General features: G+C 32.1%; 14 protein-coding genes. 5 read left to right on the top strand and 9 right to left on the bottom strand.

Features of this window, described 5'->3' with window-relative positions; all coding sequences use genetic code 11:
• Positions 1-986 precede the first annotated feature (986 nt).
• From ACIDC4_RS19635 to ACIDC4_RS19620, 4 genes are all read right to left on the bottom strand, one after another.
• The gene (locus ACIDC4_RS19635; RefSeq protein WP_412044059.1) at positions 987-2,015 is read right to left on the bottom strand and encodes a hypothetical protein; all 1,029 of its coding nucleotides are present in this window, start codon (positions 2,013-2,015) and stop codon (positions 987-989) included.
• Positions 2,016-2,146: 131 nt separating this feature from the next.
• Positions 2,147-2,596 carry a hypothetical protein gene (locus ACIDC4_RS19630; RefSeq protein WP_412044057.1) on the bottom strand — a complete coding sequence of 150 codons (450 nt, stop codon included), beginning with the start codon at positions 2,594-2,596 and terminating at the stop codon, positions 2,147-2,149.
• Entirely contained in the window at positions 2,596-3,084 is a 489-nt protein-coding gene (locus ACIDC4_RS19625; protein WP_412044056.1) for a hypothetical protein, read from the bottom strand. Before ACIDC4_RS19625 ends, ACIDC4_RS19630 begins: the two co-directional genes overlap by 1 nt.
• A 4-nt stretch (positions 3,085-3,088) precedes the next feature.
• Complete coding sequence (locus tag ACIDC4_RS19620) at positions 3,089-3,436, bottom strand: hypothetical protein (RefSeq protein WP_412044055.1); 348 nt, start codon at positions 3,434-3,436, stop codon at positions 3,089-3,091.
• 727 nt (positions 3,437-4,163) lie between these two features.
• Between ACIDC4_RS19620 and ACIDC4_RS19615 the strand changes: the two genes are divergently transcribed.
• The 3 genes from ACIDC4_RS19615 (at position 4,164) to ACIDC4_RS19605 (ending at position 6,553) form a co-directional block, all read left to right on the top strand.
• Positions 4,164-4,331 carry a hypothetical protein gene (locus ACIDC4_RS19615; protein WP_412044054.1) on the top strand — a complete coding sequence of 56 codons (168 nt, stop codon included), beginning with the start codon at positions 4,164-4,166 and terminating at the stop codon, positions 4,329-4,331.
• A 408-nt stretch (positions 4,332-4,739) separates the two neighbouring features.
• Complete coding sequence (locus ACIDC4_RS19610) at positions 4,740-5,915, top strand: IS3 family transposase (protein WP_412044053.1); 1,176 nt, start codon at positions 4,740-4,742, stop codon at positions 5,913-5,915.
• A 44-nt stretch (positions 5,916-5,959) separates the two neighbouring features.
• Positions 5,960-6,553, top strand: a complete 594-nt coding sequence (locus tag ACIDC4_RS19605; RefSeq protein ID WP_412044052.1) for an IS3 family transposase — start codon at positions 5,960-5,962, stop codon at positions 6,551-6,553.
• A 327-nt stretch (positions 6,554-6,880) separates the two neighbouring features.
• Here the strand turns inward: ACIDC4_RS19605 and ACIDC4_RS19600 are convergent, their stop codons facing one another.
• The 5 genes from ACIDC4_RS19600 to ACIDC4_RS19580 form a co-directional block, all read right to left on the bottom strand.
• A complete protein-coding gene (locus ACIDC4_RS19600; RefSeq protein WP_412044051.1) occupies positions 6,881-7,489 on the bottom strand; it encodes a transposase in 609 nt (202 codons plus the stop codon).
• Between the two features lie 30 nt (positions 7,490-7,519).
• Positions 7,520-8,677, bottom strand: coding sequence for an IS3 family transposase (locus ACIDC4_RS19595; RefSeq protein ID WP_412044050.1), 1,158 nt, complete (start codon positions 8,675-8,677; stop codon positions 7,520-7,522).
• Between the two features lie 1,921 nt (positions 8,678-10,598).
• Positions 10,599-10,871 carry a hypothetical protein gene (locus ACIDC4_RS19590; RefSeq protein ID WP_412044049.1) on the bottom strand — a complete coding sequence of 91 codons (273 nt, stop codon included), beginning with the start codon at positions 10,869-10,871 and terminating at the stop codon, positions 10,599-10,601.
• A gap of 1,127 nt (positions 10,872-11,998) precedes the next feature.
• Positions 11,999-12,400: a lipocalin-like domain-containing protein gene (locus ACIDC4_RS19585; protein WP_412044048.1), complete on the bottom strand. Its 402-nt coding sequence runs from the start codon at positions 12,398-12,400 to the stop codon at positions 11,999-12,001.
• 627 nt (positions 12,401-13,027) lie between these two features.
• Positions 13,028-13,315, bottom strand: coding sequence for a hypothetical protein (locus ACIDC4_RS19580; protein ID WP_412044047.1), 288 nt, complete (start codon positions 13,313-13,315; stop codon positions 13,028-13,030).
• 408 nt (positions 13,316-13,723) lie between these two features.
• Here ACIDC4_RS19580 and xseA point away from each other — a divergent pair, with 408 nt between their 5' ends.
• Together xseA and xseB are read left to right on the top strand one after the other, a co-directional pair.
• Positions 13,724-15,160: an exodeoxyribonuclease VII large subunit gene (gene xseA / locus ACIDC4_RS19575; protein ID WP_412044046.1), complete on the top strand. Its 1,437-nt coding sequence runs from the start codon at positions 13,724-13,726 to the stop codon at positions 15,158-15,160.
• Positions 15,138-15,347, top strand: coding sequence for an exodeoxyribonuclease VII small subunit (gene xseB / locus ACIDC4_RS19570; RefSeq protein ID WP_412044045.1), 210 nt, complete (start codon positions 15,138-15,140; stop codon positions 15,345-15,347). Before xseA ends, xseB begins: the two co-directional genes overlap by 23 nt.
• The last annotated feature ends 262 nt before the right edge of the window (positions 15,348-15,609 follow it).

Here is a 15,609-nt window from a genome sequence, read left to right as displayed (position 1 = left end):
ATTATACAATAAAAAAATAGCGTGAAAACACATAAGGTTTAGCACGCTATAGAGACTAGCTCAATGACTGTCTTGAAAAACAAAATTAATAAAAATTAAGATTTAAAATTGGAAATCAACACAGAATATTTGCGGTAAAATTTTTGCTGCTCCACAGGTTTTCGTGTTGATCCCATATTTTTTGGATTTTAAAATTTTGAAGTCTAAATTTTATCCATAAAAAAAGTCCTAATTTTCATTAGGACTTTTTGTGGGGAGAGCAGGATTCGAACCATAAGCCCAGAACCCTCGTATTTACTGCATTTTTACTTTTATTAAACCTGTGTTGCCACGATGTTGCCACGAAAATAAAATTGTTAATTTTTATTTTTAAGTTATTGATTTTTAGTTAATTGACTATCTATTGATTGCTGGCCTTCTTTTTGTTGTAAATATAGATGTTTTATCTTGTAAATTGATTGATTTGTCCTTTTTTTTGTTTTGCTATCTCGAAATGATTTAGGACTGATTTTTAATTATTGTGGCTAGTATTTAATTTAAAAAGTTCCGCTATCGGCAATATATGATAAAATTTCGCAAAATGAGTACCTGTTTTTAACCCCTTAACTTTTTGTGACAAAAAAGATATCACTTCCAATTTTTTTTAAATTTATAAGAGCCCTAACTTTTTAGCTTTGGAAATAAGATCATTATCACTGCCTTTTCCCATTAATAGCTGTTGGGCTGCTATCATGGTCTTTTGCTTCAAAATAATATAAACGAAAAAAGCTCCGGATTTCTCTGAAGCTTTGTCTTAGTAGCGGGAAGCATCGAAATATCTAACCAGTTTATTGAGGATTATTATGCGATTTTTGCGTTAGCCTCTTAAATTTAATATTGTAAAAAACTAATATAAATCAATTGGTTCAAACTTCCAGGATCATATTAAACTTATTCGTAATATATTACATCAATTTCATAATTTCCTAAAACATAATAAGATTATTTTAATAGTTAATCAAAATCTTGCAAGCATTTTCTTTATACAAATCAACTTTCTCCGATTTAATTTTTACAGGTAAATCGATTATTTCTTGTGCCAGTTTTCTTTTTTTTATGTTTTGATTAGTTTGAATATAAAATTGTAGCAATTCTATTCTTGGTTCAAATCTAAATGGTTCTATATTAATACTAAATTTCAGCAATTTTTCAGCCTTCACTAAATTCCCGACTTCTACATATACTTTAGCCATAGCAATAATAGCATCTGGAATTTGACATTTTTTAATCGAATTTTCCATCATATCTATCCCTAGTTTAATTTCACCTTCTCTATATTTTTCAAAACCAATTTTAAATTCAACAAAAGCATCATGCTGAATGCATTTAATTGATCCATCATTTAATTGCTTGTCTCCTGTCAGGACCTCATTGAAACTAGTCAACGATTGTGTTTTAATATAAAACAATATTGATATTAAAACTCCAGAAATTATCATAGCAGTTCCTAAGATTTTATTAAATCCAGTATTTGCAATTACAATCATTTTTTTTCTATTCTCTTTACTGAAACTAAATACGATCGCTAAAGCCCAAATGACAAAAAGCATAGCATTAAGATTATACAAAACGGAAGTAAATAGAACTAAAAAACAATGCAGTACAAAAAATGAAATACCAAATCTAGCATATCTATTCAATTCAATATCTTTAAAAACAGATATTATAATTAGTCCTATTATTACTAGTCCAATAATTCCAATTTCAAATAAAATTTGCAAATAATCATTGTAACATATAGTAATATAATTAGCAACCCTTACTTCTTCCCATTTTCTATTTATATCTGTAAAATATATCGCCTTTGAATCGTTGTAAATACCAGTAAAATTAAAATTGCCATAACCCATAATAGGTTTTTCTTCAATCTTCATCAATGTAATTTTCTGTATTAAAAATCTACTATTTACAGACTCCGTGTTAATTTGATATAATAGATATACGCTTGAAATTAAGAGTATGCAAAATAAGGACATAATCAATATTCCTTTTTTTAAATTATTCTTAAAAAAAGAATGCATGATTCCGAAGTTCCCAGAAAAGTTATAACTTTAATGCTGTTTAAAATTGAATCTATTTTTCTGGTACTTCCAAAACTTGAGCAATTCTATTCGTCAATATTAGGAACATTGCCCAACACCTTTATTTTTTTTAATTTAATTTTGTTATTACTGAAATCTTCTTCATCTATTAAATAAACCTTTTTTTCATTATTAAGAAGTTCATTTACTTTTTCAATACTTAACAAAGTAAGGAATTCGTACGTTACTATAAGATCTTTTCTTTTTTTTAAAAATGATTTCTTTTCATATTTTACTCCTGGACTAAAGGAATAATGATGGGCAAATTGTAAAGAACTATGAGGAGTAGAATTCAACAAAAAAAAATAATTATCATACTCTTGATTTATATTACTAGTTTTCTCCTTATAGTGTAATTGAGTATTCGATTTTTTAAAATAAACATATACGGTATCTGAATTCTTTATTTTATCGAAATTTTGGCAATATACATTTGCACTATATATTGAAAACAATATTAAGATTAGCCTTTTCATTAATTCTTATTTAAATAATTTTTAAGATAATTATTATACTGTATAAAACTAGCTGTTTTCGATGAGTTTACTGTTGTTGTTATATTTCCCTGTGTATCGAATGTCGCAATTTCATTTTTAAAAAAATTACAATTTTGCAATCCACTCAAAGAAAGATTAATATAAGCGTCTGTCCAATTGAATGGAGTTCCGCTTGCACCCTCAGTTATATGCATAGTTAAAGTTAACATGTCACTATTTTGTGTCGGTGTGACCAAAAGATCTTTCACTTGAAACAAAATAGTTTGCATGGTAGGAAGCATAAAATTGTAAATAAAATCATGTTGATCTTGTGTATTAGGTCTAAAGCCATTGTAATTCATATTAATCACATTTTGAACATCCATATTATTTATACTAGGAATATCCATCCCAATTGTTGGATCACATAATTTTATATTTAGATAGGCATGTATACATTCATGGATTATGGTTTTAGCAATTAGCATGGCATTACCTAGTTTCTAATAATAGTTTTTTTAATTCTTTCTCCTGATCCTGCATGAACTTGTATCTCTTCGTTAAAATATTAAATTTATCATCGGCAATTATTTTTATTCGAGAATTAAATTGAGGTAAGAATAATTGTTTGAACTGTTCAATTGAGATTATTTCCGATAAAGATTTTACAAATTTTTGATTACTGTATTTATTGGTTGTTTCTTCATCATGAAAAACAAAAGGATATTTAGCATTCAGCTCTTTTTGTAATTTTGTATCATCAGCAAGAAGTTGGTCATTTTTTACGAATAAATCTTTGATTTGCAAAATTTGACTTTTTGACAAACCAGCTTCTTTCATTGTAATTTCAAAATTATCAATGAGAGCAACCGTTTTGTTCGACTGACTGTAAATAAATTTAATTTAGAGTAAAAATAAGACAAGAAGCAAAAAAGGTAATTTTTTAATCATATGTAATTTATGCTAGTAAATGTTTTATTGTAAAAATTTTCATCAAAACTGCAACTAAAATCGTTTTTTTTTTTGTAGTATTATTTTATCAAATCAATGTATTATTCTGTCTTTTTTGAAAGCGAATAGAATTTGACAAAAAAACAGATAATGTGTTTCAATTAAATCGACTTTAGGTGTTTTTTCAAATTTGTATGAATATGGCGGTATAAAAAAATCAAATAGTTAGTTCGAGGAATTTCTGACTTTTAAATTCGATCTATTTTGACTGGTATTGAGTTCTCATTTGCAAGCATGTAATTAATGATTTTCATGGGGTTTATTAACATGTTTTCGAACCATTGTATATGAGCCCTAAAGAGAATTTCAGTGAAAGAATAATGATTTTATCTCAAAAAAAGTTAATCAATTTTAGTAAAGACATTTCTTTAATAGCCTTTAAAAAGTAAGTTTATAGCTCAACGCAAGTTAAATAATTTGTTCCATTAATAACATTTTATGAAGGGATAGCAGACCGTTTAGTTCTTCGAAGAGTACTTGTGAGAAGCTATACAAATATCTCCTTATTTCGCATACGTAATCTAAACCAAGATAATAAAAAAATTAAAAAATAAGTATGAAAAAATCCCAGATCGCTCAGATATCTGGACAACTATTGCTCAGATTTTTAATCTTTGCCAGGAAAGAGAATCAGAAAGGTAAAAACAAAAAAGCTTCAGATTTCTCTGAAGCTTTTATCGTTGTATCGGGAACTGGACTGGAAGCGGGTAACGAAATTGAATAAATAAAATAAAAACAGCCTTTAAAAGTTTCGAACCTAAACTTCTTAGAGCCTTATTGTACTGGATTTTTATTTTTTAAAAACACCATGTGCCATGATTCTGCCGCAAAACATCCACTAGTGAAATATCTTTAAAAACCGCCTTAATTTTTTGTGGCAAAAAAGTTATACACTCCAAAATTAATGTGCCACGATTTTGCCACAATACTTAGAATGGTGAAATATATTGTGAAAACTGCGTTAGCTTCTTATGACAAAAAAGGTAACCTCTTCAAAAATAAAATTTTAAAAATATGGAAAATGAGAAAGGTTAAAAAAAAAAGCTTTTTAAATGAAATTTTCTAGATTTAAGTTGTACCATGCACATTTAGTCAAACTATATTTTAGTAAAGTCTTATAAAGATAATATTTATGGTAGGAAAGTATAAAAAATATGACCGTAGTTTCAAGCGGGATGTTGTTAAGTTAAGTTATGAAAAAAACGATGTTAAGCAATTGGCAGAGGAGCTGGGGATTTTACCATCTTTACTTTCCAGATGGAGAAATGAATATCTAAATTTTGGGGAAGGAAGTTTTCCAGGATCAGGCTATGTAAGAGTGAATCCGGAGCAGAAAATAGTTTTTGAACTTGAAAAAAAATCGAAAGGATCGCAGATCAGATTTGAAATATTAAAAAACGCTTCACCTTATGTACATCAAGGCAAATTAGAAGTGTATAAGTTTATAAAAAAGAATGAAAAAAAATACTCAATAGCAGAAATGTGCAGAGTATTAGAAGTGGGCAACGGCAGATATCTCAGATGGAAATATAACGGTGTTTCAGATAAACAAAAACAGATAGCCTTGTTAAAAGGAGAAATAAAATCAATATTCTTAGATTTTAAAAAATATCAGGGAGGAAATAAAATTACCCAAGTGCTAAATAATCGAGGTTATAAAATATCAAGAAGACAAGTATCTTTCTATATGAAAGAATTGGGATTACGTAAAATTGCAAAAAGAAAATTTATAGCAACAACCGATTCCAATCATACTTATTATACTTCTCCTAATGTTGTAAATAGAGTATTTAAAGCAAATATCCCTTCTAAAGTCTGGGTTTCTGACATTACATACATCCAGACTAAAAACGGCTTTCTTTATCTTACCATAATTATGGATCTATACGATAGAAAAATAATAGGCTGGAGTCTGGGAAATCATTTAACTACATTAAAAACTACATTACCAGCTTGGGAAATGGCCATAGTAAACAGAAAAGTTTCAAATGGATTAATATTTCATTCCGATAGAGGAGTTCAGTACGCTAATAAAGCCTTTACCAATAAACTGGATTCATATGGATGTATAAGAAGTATGAGCCGTAAAGCAGATCATTTGGACAATGCTGTTTCAGAGAGTTTTTTTAGCTCTTTTAAAAGGGAACTAATAAACAAAAAAGACAAACTGCTTACTCAAAAAAAAATGAAAGAGGAAATATTTGACTATATAGAAAACTGGTATAATAAAAAAAGAAGACACTCGACACTCAATTATAAAACTATTGAGGAATTTAATTCAATAAATAATTTTGAAGAAAGCTTTTGAAAGGTTGTAGAATTAGAAAGTGAAATTAACAATTAATTGAATCAATGAAGGAAAACAGGAAAAAATATGATTTTGCATTCAAGGAGAAAGCTGTCCTGCTAAGCAATGAAAAAAAATGTTTTTCAGCACTGGAAAGGGAATTAGATATTTATATTGGTGCATTGAGCAACTGGCGAAAATCTAAGAAATACACCAGTGAAAGCAAACAAACTAACATTTCTTTAATATCAAATTTGAAAAAGCAAAAAATTCAGGAGCTTGAAAGAAAAATCAAGAAATCAGATTTAAAATTTGAAATTTTAAAAAATGCTGGAGAGTATCTTTACCAGGAAAGAACAGTAATTTTTTTTTTCATATTAAAACATGAAAAAACTTACTCTATTAGGCTTATGTGTGAAGCTCTGGGAATATCCAGAAATTCGTATCAAGTGTGGAAGAATCAACCAATGTCAGAAACAAAGAAACGAAAACTAATTATACAGCAGGAAATTGTTTCTATATTCGCCGCTTCTAAACAGCGATACGGTCGTGAAAGGATTAAAGTAGAACTCCAAATATTGGGATATCAATTATGTTGTATTACTATAAATAAATATATGAAAGAATTAGGTTTGTCTGCAAAGGTAAAAAGGAATTAAAAGATTTTGTATCATAGTTTGCTATGCATATATATTATAAATTGTACCCGGTGAAATTATTATAATGATGTAAAAATACAATCAAAGTAAATCCATTGAAAGGGATAATACCAAAAATTTGAGAAAATGGATCTTATTCAATTAAGTATTTGACAATATTTACTTATAAATTTAATTACTTATTTTTTTTATTGAGCTTTATTATTTATTAAAAGCTTTAGCTATCTGTCAATTCTTCTCTCTATTACTGACTATATTGCTTTTAATCCATGCACAGATAACTAAATAATTACCAGATGAATGAAGATAAATGCAGGATAAACATTTTCAAGTTCTGATTTTACACTTTTTTACTGAAACACGTAAATTTAATTCGCGCATATAAATAAGTACTGTACTAGAAGATAATTGGTATCCCGATCTTTGTAGCTCTGCTGTTATGCGTTTAGATCCATAACGTTTTTGCGATGCTGTAAATATCGATACTATTTCTTGCTTAACCATCATTTTCCATTTTTGCCTTTCAGAAACATATTCATTTTTCCATTTGTTGTAGCTTCCCAAGTTTACACCAAGGATTTTACACATCATATAACTTGAATGATTTTGTTCATTTTTAGCTATATACTGAAATATATAAGGATATCCTTTTTGAAGGTAATCTGCCGCTTCTTTAAGAATTTTAAATTCGGTATCTAACTTTTTAATTTTTATTTCAAGATCATATATTTTTTTTTCCCGGACTGTTAATTTTGTTTTTCCTACAACAGAGAAATTTTCTTCGCCGTTTATTATATAGTTCTTTCGCCAATGCAGCAGCGTCTCGTATGTTATGTTGAATTTTCGAGCTATGTCTTGTAGTTTAGCTTTTTCAAAACTTAGCTTGACGACTTTGAGTTTAAAATCACGGGGGTAATCTTTTTTATTTCCTTTCATAAATGTAAGTGATCATTTTATTTTTTGGCATTATATCTCTGTATTGAACTCATCAATTGTTTTATAATTGAGTGCCGAATGTCTTCTGTTTTTATTATACCAGTTTTCTATATAATCAAATATCTCATCTCTCATTTCCTTTGGAGTTAATAATGTTTTCTGACTGTATATTAATTCTCTTTTTAATGAATTAAAAAAGCTTTCCGAAACAGCGTTGTCAATGCTGTTTCCCTTTCCGCTCATGCTTTGTACACATTTGTGTTGATTGAGGGTTGTGGTAAAAAGTTTGTTGGCATATTGTTTTCCGCGATCAGAGTGGAATATTAAACCCTCTTGTACTTTTCGATTGCTTATGGCCATATTCCATGCAGGAAGAATAGTTGTATTAGTTGAAAGCGTTGAGCTAAGATTCCAACCAACTATTTTTCGGTCAAATAAGTCTATTATGACAGTAAGGTATAAGAAACGTCTTTCGATCTGTAAATAGGTGATGTCAGAAACCCAAACCTTTGAAGGTTTGTGTGTCGTAAACTGCCTGTTAAGTATATTGGGCGAGATAAATAGTTTGTGATTGGAATCTGTGGTTACTTTGTATTTCTTTTTGACTCTACGCTTAAGAGCCATCTGCTTCATGAAAAATGTAACCTGGTCTTCAGATATTTGAACTCCTCTTTTACAAAGTTCTCTGGCAATTAACACACACCCATTATATTGTTTAAATTCATAAAATACAGAAGTTATTGCCTCTTTGAACAGGCTGACCTGCATTTCTCTTTTTGAGATAGGATGCTGCATCTTTAGATTATACATTGAAGTAGAAACTCCTAAAACCTGGCACATGATGCCGATTGGGTATTTGTTTTTATTTTGATGGATAAAAAAGTACAGTGCTTGTTTGCCCTGAGGTTTTAATTTTATAGCTTCTCTGAGTATTACTAATCTTAATTGCAATTCTGCAAGTTTTTTTTCTGATTCAAAAATCTTTGAATCCTCATAATAAATTCTTTTTTTGCCTCTTTCAGGAAAACTGCCCTGTTTATATTTTCGATAGATTGTCCTCCATTTAGAAAGTAATTTGGGTGCTATTTTAAGTTCTCTGGCGGTGTTAATAACATTTTTTCTTTCATAACTCAGCAGAACTGCATTCATTTTAAATTCAGATGAGTGACGTCGTTGTATTTCTGCCATCTTATTACTGTTATTCTGGATTAGTGTATTTAGGTTAAAATATTAAAAATAAGGTTATAAGTTAGTTTTAGTTCTTGGTTAAAATTATGTTATTGCAGAGAAACTAAAATTTCTTCGTGACCCAAGATGAAGTAATAAAAAAAATATAATCGCGAGGTAATGTACTGAAGTATTGCTTCTTTCAAAAGAAGATCAAATTCTATAGATCCTTATTGCTATATAGAGCCTTGTCCTTACCGTTTAATATAATAATTATATTTATTCCCGGGGGTATCAATGGAGGTTCCCGGAATTTTTCTGCGCAGGTTAATTGCACAATACTGTATGTTTTATTTTGATCAGGCCTTTGACTGTGATCGAACTTTGATCTGTAGCCCGATTAAGGACAATATACCCCTGATCCTCCAGCGCGATTAGCGCATCGAGTATTTTTGCTTGGTTTTGCCTTTGGGCAGACATATTCTCTGCAAATGTTCGAAGGACATTATAAGGGGGGATTACAACTGCTGTGAGCTCTTCCAATGGACAGGTCCCGGGAAAACTCCCGGCAAGTTTCTGCAGTATGCTGTGAAGATAAACCGATGATTTCTCCAAGATGTACTAGTTTAGACAATAACATAATAGCTTTGAACAAAAATAAGGAAATTTGTTTATTGTTTAAATAATTTTAAATATTCCGGGCTGATCTCCGATTGGAAATGTATATCCAAAAGGGGCTGATTATTCCATAACACTGAGATTTAATTCTCCGAAGTTATTGGTTTATTTTTTCCTTGTGTTAATGGCGCAGGCACTTTTATAGCCACCTGCAATTGCTGTACTTCCTGCTGTGATGTTATTGCTTTTTGGCTGTTTTGTACTGCTCATCCTAAAAGGGCAATATTAGGGCATTACCGTGTTTTTTTGTTATCTAATTTACAGCCTAGGATTTTTTTTTGATTGTTTATAATTATTTCTGAAATCAAATTAATGAAGTATTAAGAATTGTTGCCCGAATTTCATTTGAGTGATAGTCATTCAATTTTTTATAATACTGTTTTAGTTTTAGGAGTAATATTATTTTTCAGGAGCTTTTCCCGCATCCGCTACAATCTTTTGTGCCGAAACCCGGCGCAAAAGGATTTCCACTGCACACGAGCGAAGCGAACTGGCGAAGCAATCGGGGCTAGGGCTGCTGGAGGAGCGCTGTTTTTTGGAGTAATTAAAATAAGATGGTTATATAAAAAATGACGTCAATTGTCTTAAATTGGCGCCATTTGGCTTGTTTGTGACCTCTACGGGACAAATTTCTATAAATTTTATCGAAGATTTAAAGAGATTGGCTTACTATGTGTAGACGCTGTCTTTCATTTGCTTTATGAGTTTGGTTTGGATGTCCTGTTGGGGATTGATGCCCATTTATAACTAATAATTACTGTAAACCACGTATTGGCTTAGCTATTGAAAAATGTAATTTTTATGAACAAAATTTAGTCGGAGAATAAAATAAATTTTCAGATGCAAAGTCAAACCTAGATTCGGTAACTCTTGTATTTTAATGTGCCACGATTCTGCCACAAGAATTAAAATGATGATTATTAAAAATATAGGTAATGATATTTTTATATTTTCTAAGGCATTTTTTTTCATAAACCAAACTTAATCGCTGCTCTAAAATAATTTTCCTAAACTATCAAAAAGAAAATAGGCACTTATTTGCTACATTTAGAAAATAGATGATTCCTATATAATTAAGCTCTTTTGAATATTCGAATCTCGATAACTTAGGCCGTGATCTTGCTAGACTTTGTTTAATATTAAACCATATTCTCATTATACTCAAAACTCAAATTGTTAATTTCTAAACATTTTAAGTTGGATAAAAGCCTTTTTTGGTTAAAATTAATAGCGGATTTATTAGCAAAAAACAAAAGTTCACGAATTAATTTGAAAAAGTAGTGCTGGATATACTAATAAGACCCTTAATACTAATAACGCTTTGATCTGACACTGGATCCAGGATAATTAATCCATGGTTGTCCAATAGTATTAGTGCATCTAAAACTTCTGCCTGATATCCCCTCTGAATCCATAAATTTGGTTGATGCGAGCAAGGTATTACAAAACTCGTTAAATATTCTAAGTCATAACTTTTTTTCGGATTTCTGGAGAGAATATTAAGAATTTTCATGAAAATATTAAGCTTTGTTTCCATAACAATGTTTTTAACTTAAAAATACAAAAAAAAATTAAATCAAAAGGTTTAAAATCAGCTGTTAGGCTGCTAAAAAGAACTGCAATTTATATTGATGTATCTGCTTTGAGGATTCAAAATTAATTGAATGAGATTTTTTATCATCAAATTTCTTCTGCCCTATTGGTGTATTCAGGAAATTAATGGCTATAATATATTCGAACCTAAACTTCTTAGAGCCTTGTTTTGCTAGATTCGGGTTTTCAAAAACACAATGTGCCACGATTTTGCCACAAAATTAGAGTGCTTTACTTTTAAAGTATTATGTAGAAAATTGGTTTGATTTTAGGGCTCTAATTTAATTTGTATTTTGGTCGTAACTAAAATCATTTCCCTGTTCTTCATGATCAAAATTTTATTTCTGGTAAGGTAATGAATGTTTTACTTTTGAAATCCCAGTTGATTGGAAAAGTGGTTTTTTTTTAATGTCTTTTTACGCTATTTAACTAAGAATTGATGGTGAATAAAATGCGGTTTATTTTGTCCCGTTAAGGGACCTCTACGGGACGAATTTCTAGAAATTTTATGGAAGATTTGAAGAGATTGGCTTACTGGATATAGTGACTGTCTTTCATTGGCTTTGTAAATTTGGTTTAGATGTCCGGTTGGGGATTTATGCAAAAAAAATATAATAACTCAATTTGTTTATCGCATTAAACTAAATATACAATTCGGCAAATAATTATGGAGGATCTGAAAAGATTGTTATGCTTGAGGTAGAGTTTTCTTTCTTTGGCTTTAAGAATTTCTGTCTAAGGTTTAATGGATTTGCTAACGAAAAATGAAGATAAAGTTAAGAGCGCATTTTTGCACCCTTATTTTTTTAAATCACATGTTTAAAGTGAAAAGAAATATTTAAAATTCGCCTTTTGCTTTGTGATACAATCCCTGCTAACCAATTCATTCGTTCCTGCATTTGTTCAGGAGATAGTTTAAAGTCCGAAATGTCTTTTAGTATGAAAATTAATGCAATTGCTCAACATTAAATTAACGTTTAAGTCGTACAGAGCAAAAGGTCTTCTTGCGGCAAGCAAATTAATAGTAGGGCACAATTTAATTTGTAAATTGCTACAGGGATTTAGAAATCTTTAAGGTGCTTTTTCGTACTGTAGTGCTTCCTCGGAATTTTCCGGTAAGATAAGCAACTTCACCGCGGTGAGTTCTTTTATTTTTATTTTCCAGTTCTCATCGTTAAATGCTATGGTTAAGTTCTTGTCTGTTCTTGTAAAGGTACCTTTTATGGTACTTAGTGTGCATGATGCGTTGCCTGTTTCATCAGGCTGTACCATGACAACTGAGTTTTGCTCAAAGACCATGCTTTGGTTCAGTCGACAGGGACTTAGAGATTGTCTTACGCCTGAAACGTACAGGGCTTTTAACTGCCATGTACCCTGAATATCCCCAGAAGTGTCGTCGGGAATTGTATCGCTTTCTTGTGTACACGAGGTTAGGACCATTAGAAGAAGGGGTAGCAGGAGTAGTTTTTTCATGGAGTAGGTTTAATTTTTATAGTTTTAGAGGTAGTTATTATTATCAGAATTAAATAACGGAAATCAAATATAGGATAATTTTAGAAATTTTTTTAAGCCTAATCCGTTTTGAATCCTCCATTTAATAAATCTAAGGTCCTGTGCTATAATATTGTTGAGATATTTACACTGCCGAATTTTAATTTTTAAGAACGAACGCATGTTATATACTCTGATAGCTGCGTTATTAGAACAGCTTTTATCAATGTTTATTATTCTTGGCCGGCAGTCAGTTGGATGCGTATTCAAAATCGGCCCAGGGCTTTTTTATAAAACCAGTCAGTTTTACCGATATTGAAGATACGATGAGAACCGTTATTGAATACTGGCTGAAGTGCGTGGCGCCAAACTATATAAAATAAATCAAAATTTGGCAGTGGAGCGGTGAAGCTGTTTTTGATGGTTGGGAAAAGGAAATTTTAAAAGCTCATCAGGGCGTAATGGTCTTTGTTACTTATTTGTTTAAGCGGTTAACGCTTTTAAATTTCAGCTATAGCGCCAATAATTTTATATGAAAACGGACAGCTCTACTAATGTTCAAAATGAAAATTAAAATAATAATTTTACCTTAAGAATTTGACAATGTTATTAATTGCACAAGGCTTTACTGTTTACTGCAATTAGGCCTTTAATGGTGATGGCGCTTTTATCTGTAACTGAGTTTAAAAAAATATGGCCCTTATCATTCAAAACGATTAATGCATCGAGCACTGTTGCCTCGAAAGCCCTCTCAGAAGATACAGTGCCGTTAAAAACGGTTTCATCATTAATCACTGGAGCAAGAAGCCGGGTAATCTCTTCTAAAGTACAGCTTAAGCCGTATCGCGCAGCAAGGTGCTGCAAAACTTTGATATGAAATACTGGTAGTGTTTCCATAAGTATAGCCTTTACCTAAATTTACGAAAAACAGATCTATTTGGATTGTTTTAAGCGCTCAAATCAGCATTAAAATTAAAAATCAGATCTTCTTTGCGCTCTATCCAAAACGCGATTAAGAGTAGCGTGGGTGCAAATGTATTTTTTTAGGAACTCTTCCCGCTATGTTCGACACAAAAGGATTTCCACTACAAACGAGCGAAGCGAAATGGCGAAGCAATCGGGACTAGGGCGGCCGAAGCCTCGTTTGGTATTTGGTGAACTGCTTATTGGAATCCAATTATTTTATATTTTCAAAGGATCCGGATCTGGCATAGGTTTTCTTTAAAATAAGGCTCTCTTTTTTTAAGCCTTTTTGAGATTCCGGGCAATAGTAGTACCTTAGCCATACACAAGAAATCCCAACCAATGGAACCCCGGCAGTATATCAGACTCTCATTGCTAAATAATATGATCCATGACACGCTAAACGCGCGTTTTGATGGGCAGCGTTTCTGGGTATTGGCCGATATCACCAATCATTCCTATAAGGCAGATAAAAAGATCCATTATTTTGAGCTGGTGGAAAAAGCACAGAACGGCAATGCGATCACAGCCAGGATGATGGGCAAATCATGGGGTGGGGGCGCTGCTCGTATTGAGGAGTTTGAAAAAAGCACAGGACAGGTCTTTACCGATAACCTGCATGTATTGGTACAGGTGAGTGTGGATTATCATCCGTTATACGGATTGTCTGTGAATGTTTTGGATATCGACAGCAATTTTATGCTGGGCATACTCGAGCAGCAGCGCAATGCCACCCTGGAGCGTTTGGTCAGGGAAAATGATTTTATACAAAAAAAAGGCGATGGTTATTCCACGTTTAACAGCCGATTGAAACTTCCTGCAGTAATTCAGCGAGTGGCTGTAATCTCTTCCAGCAGCTCTGCAGGGAATGAGGATTTCCGCCATACTATGCAGCACAATGATTTCGGGTACGTTTTCCAGATCGATGATTATTATACCGTCGTACAGGGAGATAACAACGCCAAATTATTCTTAAATAAACTCATCGAGATCTATAATACCTTTATCCCATACGATGCTGTTGTGATTAACAGGGGCGGAGGCTCACAGTCTGATTTTTTGATCTTTGACAACTATAATATAGGAAGGGCGGTGGCAAAGTTTCCCATTGCGGTGATAACCGGGATCGGGCACCAGAAAAATGTCAGTATCGCGGACCTGATGGCCAACACCCATACCAAAACACCAACCAAGGCGGCTGAGTTTATCATTGCCCATAACCGCAGTTTTGAGCTTGGGATACTCGCGCTCCAGCAAAATATTGTCATAAAAGCACAACAGCTTTTTCATCTCCAGTACAAAGGGCTGAGCGAGCTCAAAAACGCCATTTCAAGCAGCGCAAGGGAACTTGTACAGCTGCACGGTGAAGAATTGACACGAACCAATCATCAGATTATAAGCAGTTCAAGGGCAGTTCTGCACGGGCATCAAAAGAAACTTTTGATAACAGTAAACCACCTGGTGCAGCGTCCCAGAATGCTCTTTCAGCAGCAAAAGAATGATCTAGGGAATATAAAGAACAGCGTAAAGAATGCTGCGGGTGAGTATCTTCGACACGAGAAACTTGCTTTGGAATACCACCGGAAAAGCATCCGGATGATATCCCCACAAAATATCCTGCGTAAAGGGTATGCAATTGTAAAGACCAATGGAAAAATTATCAGCAGCGCCGAGAATATAGAGGCTGGCCACGAGATAGAGGTTATACTCAAAAATGCTAAACTTAAAAGTACCGTTAAGGAAAAAATACAATATGATGGAAAAGAAACTGACCTATGAGGCGGCAAAGTCCGAGCTGACAGCCATTTCAAAAGAAATAGAAAACGAAGAAATATCAGTAGACGAGCTGGCCGCAAAAGTCAAAAGGGCATCAGAGCTAATTGAGTTCTGCCAGACCAAGCTTAAAAACACAGAAGCAGAGGTTACCAGTATCATCAGCAGGATGGAGAATCCTGATAACGGATAACAGCATGTATATACTATGCAAAAGATTTCTTCGTTATGAAGATATATAACCCGATCAAACAGGAATATTTAAAGTACAAGTTTTAATATTCAATTATATTTGCCTCTTACTTTGTAAGTCCCATTACTCCCGTAATGGGGCTTTTTTTATGTCTTTGATTCCAGCGACAAATAAAAAGGAGATCTTCATCGGTAATATCACCTTATATTGGTGTTTTACTCCCAAAAAGACTGTGGACAAACTAGAGGTAATATACTTCAGG

The organism is Flavobacterium sp. C3NV, from assembly GCF_046825355.2.
GTDB lineage: Bacteria > Bacteroidota > Bacteroidia > Flavobacteriales > Flavobacteriaceae > Flavobacterium.
This window is presented reverse-complemented; position numbering and strand designations above follow the sequence as displayed.